This is a genomic window from Terrihabitans aquatilis (assembly GCF_052542005.1).
Map to the genome: position 1 here is coordinate 489771 of NZ_JBOCUO010000001.1, position 16341 is coordinate 506111.

General features: G+C 63.0%; 18 protein-coding genes, 3 tRNA genes and 1 pseudogene. 5 read left to right on the forward strand and 17 right to left on the reverse strand.

Features of this window, described 5'->3' with window-relative positions; all coding sequences use genetic code 11:
- The 5 genes from pstC to ACQ6S1_RS02490 form a co-directional block, all read right to left on the reverse strand.
- Window positions 1–984 carry a phosphate ABC transporter permease subunit PstC gene (pstC, locus tag ACQ6S1_RS02470; RefSeq protein WP_445040242.1) on the reverse strand — a complete coding sequence of 328 codons (984 nt, stop codon included), beginning with the start codon at window positions 982–984 and terminating at the stop codon, window positions 1–3.
- 65 nt (window positions 985–1049) lie between these two features.
- Window positions 1050–2105 (reverse strand): phosphate ABC transporter substrate-binding protein PstS, encoded by a 1056-nt coding sequence (pstS, locus tag ACQ6S1_RS02475; RefSeq protein ID WP_445039576.1) that lies wholly within the window; start codon window positions 2103–2105, stop codon window positions 1050–1052.
- Between the two features lie 157 nt (window positions 2106–2262).
- Complete coding sequence (locus tag ACQ6S1_RS02480; protein WP_445039577.1) at window positions 2263–3396, reverse strand: YihY/virulence factor BrkB family protein; 1134 nt, start codon at window positions 3394–3396, stop codon at window positions 2263–2265.
- 81 nt (window positions 3397–3477) lie between these two features.
- Window positions 3478–4389, reverse strand: coding sequence for an NAD(P)/FAD-dependent oxidoreductase (locus tag ACQ6S1_RS02485; RefSeq protein ID WP_445039578.1), 912 nt, complete (start codon window positions 4387–4389; stop codon window positions 3478–3480).
- A 2-nt stretch (window positions 4390–4391) separates the two neighbouring features.
- The gene (locus tag ACQ6S1_RS02490) at window positions 4392–4766 is read right to left on the reverse strand and encodes a DUF2934 domain-containing protein (protein ID WP_445039579.1); all 375 of its coding nucleotides are present in this window, start codon (window positions 4764–4766) and stop codon (window positions 4392–4394) included.
- 88 nt (window positions 4767–4854) lie between these two features.
- On the opposite strand from ACQ6S1_RS02490, the gene ACQ6S1_RS02495 reads away from it, so the two are divergent.
- Window positions 4855–5970 carry a class I SAM-dependent methyltransferase gene (locus tag ACQ6S1_RS02495; protein ID WP_445039580.1) on the forward strand — a complete coding sequence of 372 codons (1116 nt, stop codon included), beginning with the start codon at window positions 4855–4857 and terminating at the stop codon, window positions 5968–5970.
- A 49-nt stretch (window positions 5971–6019) separates the two neighbouring features.
- Here the strand turns inward: ACQ6S1_RS02495 and ACQ6S1_RS02500 are convergent.
- From ACQ6S1_RS02500 to coaD, 7 genes are all read right to left on the reverse strand, one after another.
- Window positions 6020–6094: transfer RNA gene (locus ACQ6S1_RS02500), tRNA-Lys, on the reverse strand.
- Between the two features lie 53 nt (window positions 6095–6147).
- Window positions 6148–7278: a tRNA guanosine(34) transglycosylase Tgt gene (gene tgt, locus ACQ6S1_RS02505; protein ID WP_445039581.1), complete on the reverse strand. Its 1131-nt coding sequence runs from the start codon at window positions 7276–7278 to the stop codon at window positions 6148–6150.
- Window positions 7275–8342, reverse strand: a complete 1068-nt coding sequence (gene queA / locus ACQ6S1_RS02510) for a tRNA preQ1(34) S-adenosylmethionine ribosyltransferase-isomerase QueA (protein WP_445039582.1) — start codon at window positions 8340–8342, stop codon at window positions 7275–7277. The genes tgt and queA overlap by 4 nt, the downstream gene beginning before the upstream one ends.
- Before the next feature lie 33 nt (window positions 8343–8375).
- Window positions 8376–8828, reverse strand: a complete 453-nt coding sequence (locus tag ACQ6S1_RS02515; protein ID WP_445039583.1) for a DMT family transporter — start codon at window positions 8826–8828, stop codon at window positions 8376–8378.
- Between the two features lie 14 nt (window positions 8829–8842).
- Complete coding sequence (locus ACQ6S1_RS02520) at window positions 8843–9304, reverse strand: peptidylprolyl isomerase (protein WP_445039584.1); 462 nt, start codon at window positions 9302–9304, stop codon at window positions 8843–8845.
- 23 nt (window positions 9305–9327) lie between these two features.
- Complete coding sequence (locus ACQ6S1_RS02525; RefSeq protein ID WP_445040243.1) at window positions 9328–9813, reverse strand: peptidylprolyl isomerase; 486 nt, start codon at window positions 9811–9813, stop codon at window positions 9328–9330.
- Between the two features lie 32 nt (window positions 9814–9845).
- Window positions 9846–10352: a pantetheine-phosphate adenylyltransferase gene (gene coaD, locus ACQ6S1_RS02530; RefSeq protein WP_445039585.1), complete on the reverse strand. Its 507-nt coding sequence runs from the start codon at window positions 10350–10352 to the stop codon at window positions 9846–9848.
- Window positions 10353–10495: 143 nt separating this feature from the next.
- Between coaD and ACQ6S1_RS02535 the strand changes: the two genes are divergently transcribed.
- Window positions 10496–10843 carry a hypothetical protein gene (locus ACQ6S1_RS02535; protein WP_445039586.1) on the forward strand — a complete coding sequence of 116 codons (348 nt, stop codon included), beginning with the start codon at window positions 10496–10498 and terminating at the stop codon, window positions 10841–10843.
- A gap of 81 nt (window positions 10844–10924) precedes the next feature.
- Here the strand turns inward: ACQ6S1_RS02535 and gyrA are convergent, their stop codons facing one another.
- The 4 genes and pseudogenes from gyrA to ACQ6S1_RS02555 form a co-directional block, all read right to left on the reverse strand.
- Window positions 10925–13645 carry a DNA gyrase subunit A gene (gyrA, locus tag ACQ6S1_RS02540; RefSeq protein WP_445039587.1) on the reverse strand — a complete coding sequence of 907 codons (2721 nt, stop codon included), beginning with the start codon at window positions 13643–13645 and terminating at the stop codon, window positions 10925–10927.
- 75 nt (window positions 13646–13720) lie between these two features.
- Window positions 13721–13891: a hypothetical protein gene (locus tag ACQ6S1_RS02545; RefSeq protein ID WP_445039588.1), complete on the reverse strand. Its 171-nt coding sequence runs from the start codon at window positions 13889–13891 to the stop codon at window positions 13721–13723.
- Between the two features lie 28 nt (window positions 13892–13919).
- A pseudogene (locus tag ACQ6S1_RS02550) lies at window positions 13920–13994 on the reverse strand (BA14K family protein); the annotation flags it as partial.
- Window positions 13995–14381: 387 nt separating this feature from the next.
- Window positions 14382–14771, reverse strand: coding sequence for a BA14K family protein (locus tag ACQ6S1_RS02555; protein ID WP_445039589.1), 390 nt, complete (start codon window positions 14769–14771; stop codon window positions 14382–14384).
- A gap of 159 nt (window positions 14772–14930) precedes the next feature.
- On the opposite strand from ACQ6S1_RS02555, the gene ACQ6S1_RS02560 reads away from it, so the two are divergent.
- From ACQ6S1_RS02560 to ACQ6S1_RS02570, 3 genes are all read left to right on the forward strand, one after another.
- A tRNA-Pro gene (locus tag ACQ6S1_RS02560) sits at window positions 14931–15007 on the forward strand.
- 17 nt (window positions 15008–15024) lie between these two features.
- On the forward strand, window positions 15025–15330 hold the full coding sequence (locus ACQ6S1_RS02565; protein WP_445039590.1) for an ETC complex I subunit: 306 nt from the start codon (window positions 15025–15027) through the stop codon (window positions 15328–15330).
- A 25-nt stretch (window positions 15331–15355) separates the two neighbouring features.
- Window positions 15356–15432 (forward strand) — tRNA-Arg (locus ACQ6S1_RS02570).
- 74 nt (window positions 15433–15506) lie between these two features.
- On the opposite strand, the gene ACQ6S1_RS02575 is transcribed toward ACQ6S1_RS02570, so the two are convergent.
- Complete coding sequence (locus tag ACQ6S1_RS02575) at window positions 15507–16283, reverse strand: outer membrane protein (RefSeq protein ID WP_445039591.1); 777 nt, start codon at window positions 16281–16283, stop codon at window positions 15507–15509.
- Window positions 16284–16341 lie beyond the last annotated feature (58 nt).

The following is a 16341-nucleotide window of genomic DNA, read 5'->3' on the forward strand; positions in this document are numbered from 1 at the left end:
TTAAGCTCCCGAAGCCTTGTCGAGCCGCATCAGCATGAGCCGCGCGATGGCAAGCACGGTGAAGGTGATGACGAACAGGATGAGGCCAAGCGCGATCAGCGAGCCGGTGTAGATGTCACCCATCGCTTCGGTGAACTCGTTGGCGATGGTGGCCGAAATGGTCGTGCCGGGCTGCAGGATCGAGGACGAGATGCGGTGGGCGTTGCCGATGACGAAGGTCACGGCCATCGTCTCGCCGAGCGCACGGCCGAGGCCCAGCATGACGCCGCCGACGACGCCGACCCGCGTATAGGGCAGCACCACGTTGCGGACGACTTCCCAGGTGGTGCAGCCGACGCCGTATGCGGCTTCCTTCAACACCGGCGGGACGGTCTCGAAGACGTCACGCGTGATCGAGGTGATGAAGGGCAGCACCATGATGGCGAGGATCAGGCTGGCGGTGAGGATGCCGATGCCATAGGGCGGACCGGCGAAAAGGTTCGACAGCACCGGGATGTTGCCGGTGACCGAGATCAGCCAAGGCTGAAGCGTCTGCTGCAGGAAAGGCGCGAAAACGAAGAAGCCCCAGATGCCATAGATGATGCTGGGGATGCCGGCGAGAAGCTCGATGGCAATGCCGATCGGGCGGCGCAGGAACGGAGGGCAGAGCTCCGTCAAGAAGATGGCGATGCCGATGCCAAGCGGCACGGCGATGACCATGGCGATGAGCGAGGTGACGACCGTGCCGTAGATCGGGGCCAGAGCACCGAAACGCTCGGTAACGGGGTTCCAGCTCTGCGTGGTCAGGAAGCCCAGGCCGAATTCACGGAAAACGGGGATCGAGCCTTCGACCAGCGTGAAGATGACGCCGCCGAGGATGAGTAGCACCAGGATCGCCGCCGACTGGGTCGAGCGGTAGAACACAGCATCCGTAAGGTTGAACCGACGCAGGACCTTGTGCCGTTCCTCGATACTTCCGGCGTCCGATATGCTGATGTCCGCCATCATCATCCCCGTTTGCTTCAAGAAGAGAAAAGTGGGAGCCGCCGGGCGGCCCCCACTCGTCTTGATTACTGACCGTAGACCGACTTGCCGTCAGCCTTGATCTCGTTCTTCCACAGGGTGCGGATGCCTTCCACGACCTGGTCGGGGAGAGCGACGTAGTCGAGGCCAGCGGCGATTTCGTCGCCCTTGGCGCCGTAGCCCCAATCGAAGAACTTCAGCGCGTCAGCCGAAGCCTTCGCATCCTGCGGCTGCTTGTGCATCAGGATGAAGGTCGCACCCGTGATCGGCCAGCTGGCATCGCCCGGCTGGTTGGTCAGGATGAGGTAATTGCCGGGAGCGTTGGCCCAATCGGCGTTGGCAGCAGCGGCCTCGAAGGCAGCGGCGGTGGGCTCCACGGCCTTGCCGGCAGAGTTCACCATGTTGGCGTGGGGCAGCTTATTCTGCTTGGCATAGGCATACTCGACGTAGCCGATGGCGCCCTGCGTCTGCTTCACGGTGTTGGAAACACCCTCATTGCCCTTGGCGCCCAGGCCAACCGGCCACTCAACGGCCGTGGCAGCACCGACTTCTTCCTTGAACTTCGCGTTCACCTTGGAGAGGTAATCGGTGAACAGGAAGTTCGTGCCCGAACCGTCCGAGCGGCGAACGACCGCGATGGCGGTGCTGGGCAGCTTGGCATCGGGGTTCAGCTTGGCGATGGCCGGATCGTTCCAGGTCTTCACTTCACCGAGATAGATGTTGGCCAGCGTCTCGCCGTCGAGCGTCAGCTTGCCGCTCTCGATGCCTTCGACGTTGATCACCGGCACGACGCCGCCGATCACGGTCGGGAACTGGATGAGGCCGGCCTTATCGAGGTCTTCCGCCTTGAGCGGAGCATCGGACGCGCCGAAGGTGACGGTCTTGGCCTGGATCTGCTTGACGCCACCGCCGGAACCGATCGACTGGTAGTTCAGGGACACGCCGGCTTCGGTCTTGTAGGCATCGGCCCAAGCGGCATAAACGGGTGCCGGGAAGGACGCGCCGGCGCCGGTGATGTTCTGGGCCTGCACCGTCGAGGCTGCCGCCAGGGCAGCGGCCGCAACCACGGTGAACTTGATCGCATTCTTGGCAAAATGCTTCATCTTGCCTCTCCTGTCGTTTGTGTTGCGCCCGTCCGCGACTTCCACGGCAGGTCTTACGCGCCGGGGCGGCTCGCCCCAGCGGTCGGTGCGCTTGTAGAAACGCTCGATGACAGGCTTATGACGAGCGCTGTCGGGCTTTTTCCCCTGTACTTGTCGATCATGCGGCGACTTCGTCAGCCATTGTCGCACCCCGCTCTCCGAGGGGACGCGCGGGCCCGCTGGTGCTGTCTTTCACGGTCTGATGTTCCGCTTCGGCGTTCAGTTCCGCACCGACCAGCATGATGACGGTCGATAGCCACATCCATGTCATAAAACCAATGGCGGCACCAAGCGAACCGTAGGTCTCGTTATAGGAACCGAAGTTCGAAACGTACCACGAAAATGCGAGCGAACCGGCGATCCAGAGCAAAGCCGCCACAAGACCGCCCGCCGTGACCCAGCGCCATTTCGCCCGTTCACGGCTGGGCCCGTAGCGATACAGCAAAGAGATGGCGATCATCGCAATGACGAGCATCAGCGGCCAGCGCAGCAAAGCGATGATGCCTTCGGTCGCACCCGCCAGACCGAACCAGTTGAGCAGGACCGGCACGACGACGATGGCCACGAGGCCGATGATGACGAAAACGATGGCGCCGGCCGTGAAGGTCAGTGACAGGAGATTAAGCGCGAAGAACCCCCGCTTTTCCTTCTCTCCATAGGCCACGTTGAGGGCGTCGAACACGGCCTTCACCCCGGCGTTCGCGCTCCACAGCGCCACCGCCAGACCGATGACGAAACCGAAGCCGAGCGCTCCCTCGGGCTGGCTAGTGAGACGGGTCAATTGTTCGGAAATGATTTCCATGCCGCCACCCGGCATAACGCCGCTGAGCATGTTGAGATGCTCCGACAAGGTGGCGCGGTCGGCAACGAGGCCATAGAGGGAAACGAAGGCCGTGAGCGCCGGGAAGATGGCCAGGAGGCCATAAAAGGTGACGCCCGCCGCCACCGCCATGACGCGATCTTCGTTGATCTCGTTGTAGACGCGGAACAGGATGTCCTTCCAGCCGCGCGGCGGGATCTGGGTGGGACTGTTGGCTGACCTGCCCTTGGGATCGTTGTCCGGAATTTCGGAGGGATTGGCGACCGCATCTCCCGAATCTTTCCGGGAACGTGCCTTCGCGACGTTCTCATCCGAATGGCTGCGCCACAGCGTGAAGCCCACGATCACGGCACCGAGGGCCACCCCCAAGGCACGCGACGCATCGCCCCGCCGAGACATCGAATCCGCTTTTTCCAAATCCTGTCGGCTCATCACCCCCGCCTTTCCCGGCGCAGCCTGCACCGTTCCGCGCTTCGCGCTGTTAACGCCTCGGGAGGGGGTTGGTTGCCCGGTTCAGGAGCGTTCCACGATCTTCTGGATCGATTTGGCGGCCTGGACGCCGTCCGCCATCGCGGTTGGAATGCACGGATGGCCGTGCCGCGTGAGTTCGCCGACGGCATAAAGGCCCGCTTCGCTGGTTTCGCAGGAGCCGGGGTCGACCAGGAGGAAACCTTTCGGGTCCCGCTTCGGCGCCAGACCGGAAAGCGGCACCGGCGACGGCTCCCAGCCATACATCACGAGCAGCAGATCATAAGCTTGCCCGTTCACGGCCGGGACCGCGTCGTCTACCGCGTAGGCGCCAACACGGACATCGGCCGAGTCGGCCGCGCGAATTCTTGCCCGCTGGGCGCGGAGGGATCGCGCGAAGATGTGGGCGCTGGCCGCGCCCTTTTCGCGGACGAAGGCGTAATTCTCCAAGGCGTTGTCGCCGCCGCCGAGAATGGCAACACGCTGGCCCGTGAAGTCGCGCTGCATGATGGCGGCACCCGGCCCGATGAGGACCCGCTCGCCGCCCGTCAATCCTCCCGATATCGCACGCACGCCCGTAGCGAGAACGACATGCGGTGCGCGGGCTATGCCCTGTCGACCCCGCTCATCGAAGGAAATTATGAAGCCCCCTTCCCGCTGCTGGATCTCGGTGACGGCGCAATCGCAGCGAAGGGCCACATCCGCCGCAGCCAGCGAGCGCCCGATATTGGCGGAAAGCTCGATGCCGGTGACGCCCGGCTGCGTGACAAGCCAATCGTTCTGGAACGGACTGTCGTTGAGAAGACCTCCCGGCCGATCGCATCGCTCCAGAAGAAGCGGATTCAAGCCGAGCCGCTTGAGCCAGAGCGCGCAGGATGCCCCCGCCGGCCCTGCCCCGATGATGACCGTGTCGTAATCCGTAATATCCTGCTGCCCGCCGGGTTGGCGGCCGGGCATCGTCATTCAGGGAGCGAGGTCGAGCTGGATGCCGCAGCCTTGCGCCGGCCCGACGATTTCGCCGGCTTCGTTGCCGTGGCTTCCTCTGATCCCGTGTCGGAGCTCTTGGCCTTGGCAGCCTTTCGCGGCTTCGGGGCAGAGGGCACCTCAGCCTCGCCGGCGGCTTTCGCGGTCTTGCGGGCTTTCGGGACATCCGACTTCGCGGACTTTTTCGGCTTGGCAACTTTCACGGCCTCGAGCGACAAGCCCGACAGGAGCTCGGCATTGATCTGGCGTTCCGCCTCGATCCAATGATCGGTTTCCGAACCGTTGGGCAGGATGCCCTGCTCCCAGATCTCATAGGCCCGCTTCGCGATCTTCTGGTGACGATCAGGCATCTTCTTCCTCTCGGCGCGGCTTCACCCGCCCAACGGACGGGAAGCGATTCGCGCGAACGATAATTCATCCGTGATTCAAGGGGATTACGTGGCGTTCGACAAGGCCGGGAGTTGCGTCGTCTCAGATGAACGTCCGCCTCACTTACGCTTGGACACACAGCAATGCGAAGATAAGCAAGATCGCAAGCGACCGCCATTTCTGTCTCTGATAACATCGAGCAAGAGCCGGAGAGCACATCTAATGGCTGAACGGTCGATCCTGGAACGGGTTTCTCGAGAAGCGATGCGGGGTTATCGCCGTCTCATCCACGGCCGCCCCGTCAAGAATCCGCCGGTTTCGGAAAAGCCCGAGCCGGAAGAGGTTCTGATCGACCCGCCGGAACTTGAGGCGGTTCCGCCGCCCGGTGTTCTGCGCTTTGACTATGATTATGAACCCAGCGTTCGCAAATGGTCCGGAACCCCTGCGGACGACAAGCTGATCGCGGTACTCGATGCCGGCAGAGCAGATCAAATCTCGCTGCTGCACGGCTTTCAGCGCTTCAAGCCAGATTTGCAGCGAATACCTTTCGACGGCGATCCGGCCTCGACCGAACCCTTTTGGGCAAACAGCTGGTTCGAAAGCTTCGACGCTCTATCGCTCTATTGCTTTTTGGCCGCCAATAATCCCGAAACCTACGTGGAAGTGGGTTCCGGAAACTCCACAAAATTCGCACGGCGGGCGATTTCCGATCACGGGCTCCGCACCAAAATCATCTCGATCGACCCATCCCCCCGGGCGGAAATCGACGCAATCTGCGACGAGGTGATCCGAATGCGCTGCGAAGATGTCGATCAATCGATCTTTCGGAGGCTGAAACCCTCAGAAAACGACATCCTGTTGATCGACAACAGCCACAGGAGTTTTCAGGGATCCGATGTCACGGTTTTCTTCACCGAGATCCTTCCAGCTCTGAACCCCGGACTGCTTTTTTGTATCCACGACATATTCCTACCCTCCGATTACCCGGAGCATTGGAAAGAGCGCTTTTACAACGAGCAATATCTTCTGATGATGTTTCTCCTGGGAGGAGCTGACGGAGGCAAGGTGGTGCTGCCCGTGGCCCATTTGGAGACGGCAGGTGTGCTCGAATCGGAATGCTCATCCCTGAGGGATTGCGTGCCGGAAAGAGCCGCTTTCGGCGGCGCATTCTGGATGCGGCGTTGAGGGCACGTCCAATGGCCGTAACGGCAAGACTAATGAGTTCTGAAACCGCTGGTGAGCCGGGCGGGGGTCGAACCCGCGACCACATGATTAAAAGTCACGTGCTCTACCACTGAGCTACCGGCCCCTGCGGTGTGCGGAACCTATGGACCTGCCCGCGCGGGGTCAAGGCGAAAACCGTCAGGATTTCACGATATCGCCACGTTCCCACCCGGCACGCGTTTCCTCGCAATAGACCTCGAAGCGGCCTTCGCCGATAGCGGTGCGGGCTCCGGCGACGAGCTGCTGGTAATAAGCGAGGTTGGCCCACGTCAGCAGCGTCATGCCGAGGATTTCGCCCGAGCGGACGAGATGATGCAGATAGGCGCGGGAATGATCGCGCGCCGCTGGGCAATCGCTCTCGGGATCGAGCGGACGTGGATCGTCGGCATGGCGGGCATTCTTGAGGTTGAGCCGCCCGAACCGGGTATAGGCCTGACCGTGGCGGCCGGCGCGCGTGGGCATGACGCAATCGAACATATCGATGCCGCGCGCGATGCTGTGGAGAATGTCGTCGGGTGTGCCGACGCCCATCAGATAGCGCGGCCGATCGGTGGGGAGGACGGGCAGCGTCTCTTCCAGAATGCGCAGCATGACGTGCTGAGGTTCGCCCACCGCGAGGCCGCCGACGGCGTAACCGGGAAAATCTAGGCCGACGAGTGCAGTCGCCGATTCACGGCGGAGATCGGGCTGGTCTCCGCCCTGCACGATGGCAAAAACGGCCTGCCCCTCCCCGCCGCGAAACGCGGTCTTCGAACGCTCGGCCCAGCGGAGCGACAGCCGCATGGCACGATCGATCTCGTCGCGGCTGTTTGGCAGCGAGACGCATTCGTCGAACTGCATCTGGATGTCCGAACCGAGCAGACCCTGAATCTCCATGCTGCGTTCCGGCGTCAGCATATGCTTGGAGCCGTCGATGTGGGACTGGAAGGCCACGCCCTGCTCCGTGACCTTGCGCAGCTTCGACAGCGACATGACCTGGAAGCCGCCGGAATCGGTGAGCATGGTGTGCGGCCAGCCTGAGAAGGCATGCAGGCCACCCAGCTTCGCCACCTGCTCGGCGCCCGGCCGCAGCATCAGATGATAGGTGTTGCCCAGAACGACATCGGTGCCCGTGGCGCGCACGTCGCGCATCTGCATGGCCTTGACGGTGCCCGCCGTGCCCACGGCCATGAAGGCCGGCGTGGCAACCTCGCCATGCGCGGTGCGGATGGTGCCGGTGCGCGCCGTGCCGTCCACGGCGTGGAGCGTGAAGGAAAAGGGCTGCGTCATCGGGTTTCCGGAAAGAGGAGGCTGGAATCGCCATAGGAATAGAAGCGATAGCCGCTCGCGATCGCATGCGCATAGGCGCGCTGCATCCGCTCGAGCCCGGCCAGTGCCGAGACCAGCATGAACAGGGTGGAACGCGGCAGGTGGAAATTGGTCATCAGCCCGTCCACGGCACGGAAGCGGTATCCTGGCGTGATGAAAATGTCGGTGTCGCCCGCGAAGGGACGGATCACGCGATCCTCGGTCGCAGCGGTTTCAAGGAGGCGCAGAGCGGTGGTGCCGACGGCGATGATGCGCCCTCCCCGCGCCCGGACCTCGTTCAGCGCGTGCGCGGCCTCGGGACTGATCTCGCCCCATTCGGCGTGCATCTTGTGGTCGCGCGTGTCCTCGGCCTTCATGGGCAGGAACGTGCCCGCGCCGACATGAAGCGTGAGGCGATGGAGGGCGACGCCCCGTTCTTCCAAAGATGAGAGGAGGCCGGGCGTGAAATGCAGGCCGGCCGTGGGTGCTGCGACCGCCCCTTCCTTTTCGGCGAACGTGGTCTGGTAATCGCGCCTGTCCTGCTCGTCGGCCGGACGCTTTCCGGCAATGTAAGGCGGCAGCGGCATCGCGCCGAGCCCGGCGATGGCGGCATCGAGCGCGGGTCCCGAAGCATCGAATTCGAACGCGATATCGCCGCCCTCGCGCTTTTCGAGAACGCGCGCCGACAAAGGGGCGTGCTCGCCGAACAGCACATTGTCGCCGACCGCGAGCTTGCGCCCCGGTTTGGCGAAGGCCAGCCAGGTGCGGGCATCGACCCGCTTGTGCAGAGTGACATCGATGCGGGGCTCGCCCTCGCCGCGCCCTGTGCGGCGGCCCGCAAGCTGGGCCGGGATGACGCGCGTGTCGTTGACGACGAGCGCATCGCCGGGCCGCAGGCAGGACGGAAGGTCGCCGACATTTCGATCGTCGAATTCCGGCGCCTGGCCAGGCGTCACCACGAGCAGGCGCGCGGCTTCACGCGGTTCCACCGGGCGCAAGGCGATGCGCGCGTCCGGCAGATCGAAATCGAAGAGAGACACATCCATGCGGGCGGTGATGCGACCGGCGGACGCCGAAGGTCAAGTCATCCGGACGATAACGGCGCCGGACAGAAGCAGAAACAGACCCGCAATGCGCGCGGGGCCGATCTCATGGACCGGGACGCCGAACAGGCCGTAATGATCGATGATGGCCGCTGCCAGCAGCTGGCCCGCAATGATGAGCGAGGCGACGGCCGCCACGCCGAGCTTCGGCACCAGAACGACGCTGCTGTAGACGACACTGGCGCCGAGCAGGCCGCCGCTCATCCACATCCACACCGGAACGGATCTGAGGCTGCCACCAGACATGGGGAGATGGCCGAGAAAGGCCGCAAGTCCCGTCAGGGCGATGAGACCGACGCTGAACGAGATGGTGGCGGCCAGCAATGAGGAGCCGATATGGCGTGCCAGCCCGGCGTTGATGCCGCCTTGAAAGGCGAAGCCGATGCCGGCCAAAAGCGCTGCGCTTGAATACAGGACCTTGGCCAGCATCGTGCGTCAGATCCTCAGATGTCGGCCTTGATCTTGGCCGAGAGGATGGTGTCGGGCTCACGCACGGGCTCGCCACGCTTGATCTTGTCGACGTTCTCCATGCCCGAGATCACTTCGCCCCAGATCGTGTATTGACCGTTGAGGAAGCTGGCGTCTTCGAAGCAGATGAAGAACTGGCTGTCGCCGGAATCCGGGTGCTGGGCGCGCGCCATCGAGACCGTGCCGCGCACGTGCTTGCCGGAATTGAACTCGGCCTTCAGCTTCTTGCCCGAGCCGCCCATGCCGGTGCCGGTCGGATCGCCCGTCTGGGCCATGAAGCCCTCGATGACGCGATGGAACGGCACGCCGTCATAAAATCCCTCACGGGCAAGTTCCTTGATACGCGCGACGTGGCCGGGCGCGAGATCCGGACGGAAAGCGATCTCGACGGGACCCTTGCTCGTCTCGAGCACAAGAATGTCTTCAGCTTCAGCCATAGGCTCCTCCTTGCGCGTGCTGATTATTGCACGCTGGCTTTGACGATGCGGTCGGGATTGCGGACCGGCTCGCCGGTTTTGATCTTGTCGACGTTCTCCATGCCCGACACGACCTCGCCGACGACCGTGTACTGGCCGTTGAGGAAGGACGCATCGCCGACGCAGATGAAGAACTGGCTGTTGGCGCTGTTCGGGCTGGCGGCCCGAGCCATGCCGACGGTGCCACGCACGAACGGCGTCTTGGTGAATTCTGCTTTCAGATCAGGATAATTCGAGCCGCCGGTGCCGGTTCCCGTCGGATCGCCCGTCTGGGCCATGAAGCCCGGGATCACCCGGTGGAACGGCACATTATTATAGAAGCCTTCGCCCGCGAGCTGCGCCAGGCGCTTGGCGTGCTCGGGCGCAAGGTCGGCCCGAAGCCGGATGGTGACCGGGCCCTTCGTGGTTTCAAGGACGAGGTTCTGGGACGATGTCTGTGCGGAGGCCGGCAGCGCCAGGCCGAACATCATCAGAAACGCGAAAACGATCTGCTTCACCGGGACTATCCTTTCGAGGAGCGGGGAAAACGCGCGGCCAGGGTCTCGGCGACCGCCCGGGGCACGAACGGCGAGATGTCGCCGCCCATGGAGGCGATCTGGCGCACAAGCGTGGCAGTGATGGGGCGGGTGTCGGCCGAGGCTGGAATGAATACGCTCTGCACGCCTGGCGCCATCGAGGCGTTCATGCCGGCCATCTGCATTTCGTAGTCGAAATCGGTGCCGCTGCGCAGACCGCGAACGAGCACCTGGGCACCTGCGCGGCAGGCGGCATCGATCACAAGGTCGTCAAAGGTCACAACCTGGAGGCTGCACCCCTTTTCGGAGGCAACCGGACCACACACATTCTCAACCAGAGCGAGGCGCTCCTCGACCGAGAGCATCGGCGCCTTGGAATGATGAATTCCGACCGCCAGCACGAGTTGATCGAACATCCCGGCAGCCGCCTCCACCACATGGAGATGGCCATTGGTGATCGGGTCGAACGAACCGGCGTAGAGCGCGATGGTCATGCGCCGCTTTAGCCTGCGGGTCGAGTGGCGGCAAGGGGCGCGAAGTCGATAAAACTTAATGAAAAGTGCCAATATGGGACAGAGATGAAACTTTTTTGGCACCGCCGCATTGTACATTCAGATTTTAGATGATGGAGCGAACGATGCTTCGCGGTTTCCTGACTACCCTGGGTATTGTTTCGGCGATTACGCTGGTCTCCTGGACCTATGCCGACCAGACGCGCATGGCGCGCGCGACCCCGGTTGCCGATATCACTCCCGCCGCGACGTCGGTCACGACGAACTCGAACCTTGCGGCCAAGGGCGACCAGCTCAAGGCTGATGTGAAGTTCAGCAGCGCCGCGAGCGTCGATAATGATGGTGCGATCAACCGCATTGTCGAGGCGCATCTGCTGACCAAGTCGAAGAACGACAACACCAAGTTTCTGACGGTGGCGAAGGCTGGCGCAGGAAATGAGACGATCCTGACCCGCGTTCCGCTGAACGATTAAGTTCCCGCCGAACCGTCTTCGGACATATAAAAAAAGCGCCCCTGAAGGGCGCTTTTTTCTTTTTCAAGGAGAACGTAGGAGTCAGGCTTCGCCGTTCTCTTCGCTCTCGTCTTCACTGATCCGCTCGACCGAGACGACTTTCTCGCCCTCAGCTGTGTTGAACACCGTCACGCCCTGCGTGCCGCGACCGGTGATGCGGATGCCATCCACCGGCACGCGGATGGTCTGCCCGCCATTGGTGATGAGCATGAGCTGGTCGGCCTCCTCCACGGGGAAGGATGCCACGAGCTTGCCGTTGCGGGCATTGACCGCCATGGCGACGATGCCTTTGCCGCCACGCCCGGTGATCCGGTACTCGAACGACGAGGATCGCTTGCCGTAGCCGTTCTCGGAGACCGTGAGAATGAACTGCTCAGCCGCGCCCATCTGGGCGTAACGCTCCTGGCTCAGCTCGACGGCCGCGCCAATTTCCTCGGCATCCATCACCGTCTCCTCAGCTTCACCGCTCAGGCCGCGACGGACCTGTGTGGAGGCCTTGAGGAAGGCGACACGCTCATCGGCGGTAGCGGCCATGTGGAGGATGATCGCCATGGAGATGACGCGGTCGTCACTCTCCAGGCGGATGCCGCGCACGCCGACGGAATCGCGACCTTTGAAAACGCGCACATCCTCGACCGGGAAGCGGATGCAATTGCCGTTCTGCGTGGTGAGCAGCACGTCGTCCTGAGGTCCGCAGAGCTGGACGTCGGCGATATGCTCGCCCTCTTCCAGCTTCATGGCGATCTTGCCGTTGCGGTTGACGTTGAGGAAATCGGCGAGCGCGTTGCGGCGCACGGTGCCGCCCGTGGTGGCGAACATGATCTCGTTGCGCTCCCAGGACGACATGTCCTCGGGCAGCACGATGATCGAGGTGATGCGCTCGTCGGCGTCGAGCGGCAGAAGGTTGACGAACGCCTTGCCGCGCGATTGCGGAGCCGCCAGCGGCAGGCGCCACACCTTCATCTTGTAGACCTGACCGGCCGACGAGAAGAAAAGCACCTCGGCATGCGTTGAAGCCACGAACAGGCGGGTGACGAAATCCTCTTCCTTCGTGCTCATGCCCGAGCGGCCCTTGCCGCCGCGGCGCTGCGCGCGATAGGTGGCGAGCGGGACGCGTTTCACATAGCCGCCGTGGCTGACGGTGACGACCATATCCTCACGCTGGATGAGGTCCTCGTCGTCCATGTCGCCGTCGGCTTCTAGGATTTCGGTCTTGCGCGGCGTGGTGTGCGCGGCGCGAACTTCCTGAAGCTCGTTGGTGATAATAGTCAGGATGCGCGCACGTGAGCGCAGGATATCCAGATAATCCGCGATCTCGCGGCCAAGCTTGTCGAGCTCGTCGGCGATCTCATCACGGCCGAGCGCGGTGAGCCGCTGCAGGCGCAGATCGAGAATGGCGCGGGCCTGCTCGGCGGACAGGCGGTAGGTGCCCTCCTCCGACACGCGATGACGCGGATCGTCGATCAGGCGGATCAGCGGGGCCACGTCCTCGGCCGGCCAATGGCGCGACATCAATTGCTCGCGCGCGGTGGCCGGGTCCGGCGCTTCACGGATCAGCTTGATGACTTCGTCGATGTTGGCGACAGCGATGGCCAAGCCCACCAACACATGGGCACGGTCGCGTGCCTTGCCGAGGCGGAAACGTGTGCGGCGGCTGATCACTTCCTCACGGAAGGACAGGAACGCCTGCAGCACGTCCTTGAGATTCATGGTCTCGGGGCGGCCGCCGTTCAGGGCCACCATGTTGACGCCGAACGTCGATTGCAAAGCGGTAAAGCGATAAAGCTGGTTCAGCACCACCTCGCCCACCGCGTCGCGCTTCAGCTCGACCACGATGCGCATGCCCTTGCGGTCGGATTCATCGCGGATGTCGGAGATGCCTTCGACGCGTTTGTCGCGCACGAGCTCCGCGATCTTCTCGACGAGGGTGGCCTTGTTCACCTGGTAGGGAATTTCGGTGACGATGATCGCTTCGCGATCCTTACGCACCTCCTCCACCGTTGCGCGACCGCGCATGGTGATGGAGCCACGACCCGTGGTGTAGGCCGAGCGGATGCCGCTGCGGCCAAGGATCAGGGCGCCGGTCGGGAAATCGGGCCCGGGGACGATCTCGTTAAGCGCTTCGACATCGAGTTCCGGATTGTCGATGAGCGCCAGGGTGGCATCGATGATCTCGCCCATATTGTGGGGCGGGATATTGGTGGCCATGCCGACCGCGATGCCGCCCGCGCCGTTGACCAGCAGGTTCGGAAAGCGCGCGGGGAGAACCTTCGGCTCACGCTCGGAATTGTCGTAATTGTCCTGGAAATCGACCGTGTCTTCGTCGATGTCGGCCAGCAGCGAAAGCGACGGACGGGCAAGCCGAACCTCGGTGTAGCGCATGGCCGCCGGCGGATCGCCATCGACCGAGCCGAAATTGCCCTGCCCGTCGACCAGCATGACGCGCATGGAGAAATCCTGCGCCATGCGCACGAGCGCGTCATAGACCGACTGGTCGCCGTGGGGGTGGTATTTACCGATGACATCGCCCACCACGCGGGCGGATTTGCGATAGGCTTTGTCCGGCGTGTAGCCGTTCTCGCTCATGGAGAACAAAATGCGGCGATGGACCGGCTTCAAGCCGTCGCGCACGTCCGGAAGAGCGCGGCTCACGATCACGCTCATCGCGTAATCGAGATAGCTCTTCTTCATTTCGTCGGTGATCGACACCGCCTTGATGTCGGAACCGGAACCGCCGGCGAGCGGGTTTTCGTTGTCAGCCACGATCGATCAATCAGCCTTTGCGCAATCTCGGAAGTCTAGGCGATTCCGGCGCCGAAACCAAACGAGGCGGCGCTGCTACGAACGTCGATAGACAAAGCGCTCGATCCGCTCGGCGAGCCGGGCCTGATCGACGATCAGCGACGCGTCCAGCGACGACGGCCGGCCCGCAATGCTGATCAGGCTTTCGCGCGTGCCGGAGGCATCGAGAAGGGCCGTGCGGGATGTGATCTGCGTGTTCATGGTCATCGACGCTCTGCCGGGTGGTGCATCAACGGCACTCGCGGGTTTCACCGCTGAGGGCGCGGTAGGTGCCGGTGGCCGGATCGAAGCTGCGGTAACGCGCCGCGCAATACGCATTCCATTCGGCGGTACCCTGCGCCGGCACCGTCGACGTTTCCGCAAAGGCCAAAGTGGCCCCCGGCGCACCGCCCTCACTCACCGGCGGACAGGCGAACACGCCCCGCGCATCGTCGAAGCGGCAGTCGAGGCGGTTCAACTCCACGCTCTGCGCCATAGCCGGGCCATGAGCCAGAATGAAGACAGCCGCCGCCGCACCCAGCACATTCCTGCGCATCTCTCGCTTCCCTTCCGTTCGATCTTCGGCCGGAGGATGGCTATTCGGCGGCGGAGGGGCAAGCACGTCGTTCTTGTCCACAAGGTGCGGGGATAACGGCTGCTTGACATAGAAAAAGGCCGCTCATGAGAGCGGCCTTTTCCTCAAATATTGTCTGCCGGATTACGGGCAGGCGTGACGACGGCCATCCGCGCCGAGATAGGTGCCGCTGCGGGAATCGTAGCTACGGAAACGCTCGGCGCACCAACGATCGTCGGCATTGCCGCGATTGGCGGAGCTGGCGATTGCAGCGCCGGCAGCGAGGCCGAGAACACCCGCTGCAACGGCTGCGCCGGCATTGCTGTCACGGTGACGGTGGCGGTAATAACGGCGATCATCGCGATAATAGCGACGATCATCACGATAGCGGCGCTGCACCTGCAGCAGATCGCCCGTATCGGCGGAGGCAGCGGCGGCCGGAGCCTTCACGCCGGCGAACTGGGCAGAGGCCGGAACGGCCGCGCTCGCAAGAGCCATGATTCCGGCAATCCCGGTGACGATCATCTTCTTCATTGCTACCTCCGTTCGGGACCGACAATTAATAAACGGACACGAATCCGCACGTCCCTGATCTTAACAGTCGGAAGCATAACGCGCGAAGCCAAGGATTCGTTCACGGATGTCAGGCCTTGCCCGGTTCGGTGCGTCGTGCCACATAGTGCGCATCGTGCTCGGGGCGTAGCGCAGTCTGGTAGCGCATCTGGTTTGGGACCAGAGGGTCGCTGGTTCGAATCCGGCCGCCCCGACCAATTTTGCGAGACGGAAAATGACGGCCCGGATCTACAAGCCTTCCCGCAATGCGATGCAGTCCGGCACCGCCAAGACGGAGCATTGGCAGCTGGACTTCGAGCCCGCCTCTCCCCGTTCGATCGATCCGCTGATGGGCTGGACCAGCACCAACGACACCCGGAAGCAAGTGCGGCTGACCTTCGATACGAAGGAAGAGGCGATCGCCTATGCCCAGAAGGCAGGCCTCCCCTATCAGGTGTTCGAGCCGACGGAGCATCGCGCGCCGCGTCTCTCTTATTCCGATAATTTCAAATGGGGCCGCGTGGGCCAGTGGACGCACTGAGCGTTCGCCCGCACGGCGTCATGAAGGCCCCATAGCTCAGCTGGATAGAGCAGCAGCCTTCTAAGCTGCGGGTCGCAGGTTCGAGTCCTGCTGGGGTCGCCACTTCATCGCCCGCGATTTCGATATGCAAAAAGCCCCGCCATCGCTGGCGGGGCTTTTCGTTTCATTCGTCGAACTCAGAAGTGGTAATTCAGGCCGACCTTGACAGTGTGAAGCTCGATCTCGCCCTGAGTGGTGGCGCTGCTGCCATCGCCCGTGGCCGGGAAATCGAACTCGAAGGTTTCGGCGCCGAAATCGATGTACTGATATTCGGCCTTCACGCTCCAGCGATCAGCGATCGCGACTTCCACACCGGCGCCGACGGCATAGCCGAAGAAAGTCTCTTCCTGGCTGTCCGAGAAGGTCGGTCCGATCGGTGCGACATCCGTGCCGCCGGTGATGCTGAGATCCGCGGTGCCGCGACCGATAGCAAGACCACCGTTCGCGTAGACGAAGATACGGTCAAATGCGTAACCGACGCGGCCGACGACGGTGCCGTAGAAATCGAGCGAGGCTTCGGTCTCGTAGAACGGACCTTCCGCGCTTCCGAGGAAGGAACCGGAGGTCTCGAGGTCCGCACCCTGGATCGTGCCCTCGATGCCGAGGACGAGCGATCCGAACTGCTGGTTGTAGCCGATCTGCGCGCCGCCGATCACGCCATCGACGCTGTCGCCGGAATCGGCGCCAAGGAAGGTCGTGCCCGCCGGCAGCGAGCCCCCCGGAATACCGACCAGCGGACCCGTGGTCGTGACTGAATTATCGGTGGTGTTGATATCGCCGTCGCCGTAGCCGACATTGGCGCCGATGTAGAACCCGGTCCAGTCATGAGCCGCCTTGGCGACCCCAACATCCTGATAAACCGGCATATCAGCCGCAAAGGCAGATCCGGCAAAACCGAGCGCAACGGTCGACATCAAAAGCGCGCGTAACATTCAATAGCCCCCCAAAAGGTACGATAGGGTACCTATCTCA

Bases quoted from the DNA above. Each gene is read 5' to 3' on its own strand.
- pstC (WP_445040242.1), bottom strand. From the start codon at position 984: ATGGCGGACATCAGCATATCGGACGCCGGAAGTATCGAGGAACGGCAC.
- pstS (WP_445039576.1), bottom strand. From the start codon at position 2,105: ATGAAGCATTTTGCCAAGAATGCGATCAAGTTCACCGTGGTTGCGGCC.
- ACQ6S1_RS02480 (WP_445039577.1), bottom strand. From the start codon at position 3,396: ATGAGCCGACAGGATTTGGAAAAAGCGGATTCGATGTCTCGGCGGGGC.
- ACQ6S1_RS02485 (WP_445039578.1), bottom strand. From the start codon at position 4,389: ATGCCCGGCCGCCAACCCGGCGGGCAGCAGGATATTACGGATTACGAC.
- ACQ6S1_RS02490 (WP_445039579.1), bottom strand. From the start codon at position 4,766: ATGCCTGATCGTCACCAGAAGATCGCGAAGCGGGCCTATGAGATCTGG.
- tgt (WP_445039581.1), bottom strand. From the start codon at position 7,278: ATGACGCAGCCCTTTTCCTTCACGCTCCACGCCGTGGACGGCACGGCG.
- queA (WP_445039582.1), bottom strand. From the start codon at position 8,342: ATGGATGTGTCTCTCTTCGATTTCGATCTGCCGGACGCGCGCATCGCC.
- ACQ6S1_RS02515 (WP_445039583.1), bottom strand. From the start codon at position 8,828: ATGCTGGCCAAGGTCCTGTATTCAAGCGCAGCGCTTTTGGCCGGCATC.
- ACQ6S1_RS02520 (WP_445039584.1), bottom strand. From the start codon at position 9,304: ATGGCTGAAGCTGAAGACATTCTTGTGCTCGAGACGAGCAAGGGTCCC.
- ACQ6S1_RS02525 (WP_445040243.1), bottom strand. From the start codon at position 9,813: ATGATGTTCGGCCTGGCGCTGCCGGCCTCCGCACAGACATCGTCCCAG.
- coaD (WP_445039585.1), bottom strand. From the start codon at position 10,352: ATGACCATCGCGCTCTACGCCGGTTCGTTCGACCCGATCACCAATGGC.
- ACQ6S1_RS02535 (WP_445039586.1), top strand. From the start codon at position 10,496: ATGCTTCGCGGTTTCCTGACTACCCTGGGTATTGTTTCGGCGATTACG.
- ACQ6S1_RS02545 (WP_445039588.1), bottom strand. From the start codon at position 13,891: ATGACCATGAACACGCAGATCACATCCCGCACGGCCCTTCTCGATGCC.
- ACQ6S1_RS02555 (WP_445039589.1), bottom strand. From the start codon at position 14,771: ATGAAGAAGATGATCGTCACCGGGATTGCCGGAATCATGGCTCTTGCG.
- ACQ6S1_RS02565 (WP_445039590.1), top strand. From the start codon at position 15,025: ATGACGGCCCGGATCTACAAGCCTTCCCGCAATGCGATGCAGTCCGGC.
- ACQ6S1_RS02575 (WP_445039591.1), bottom strand. From the start codon at position 16,283: ATGTCGACCGTTGCGCTCGGTTTTGCCGGATCTGCCTTTGCGGCTGAT.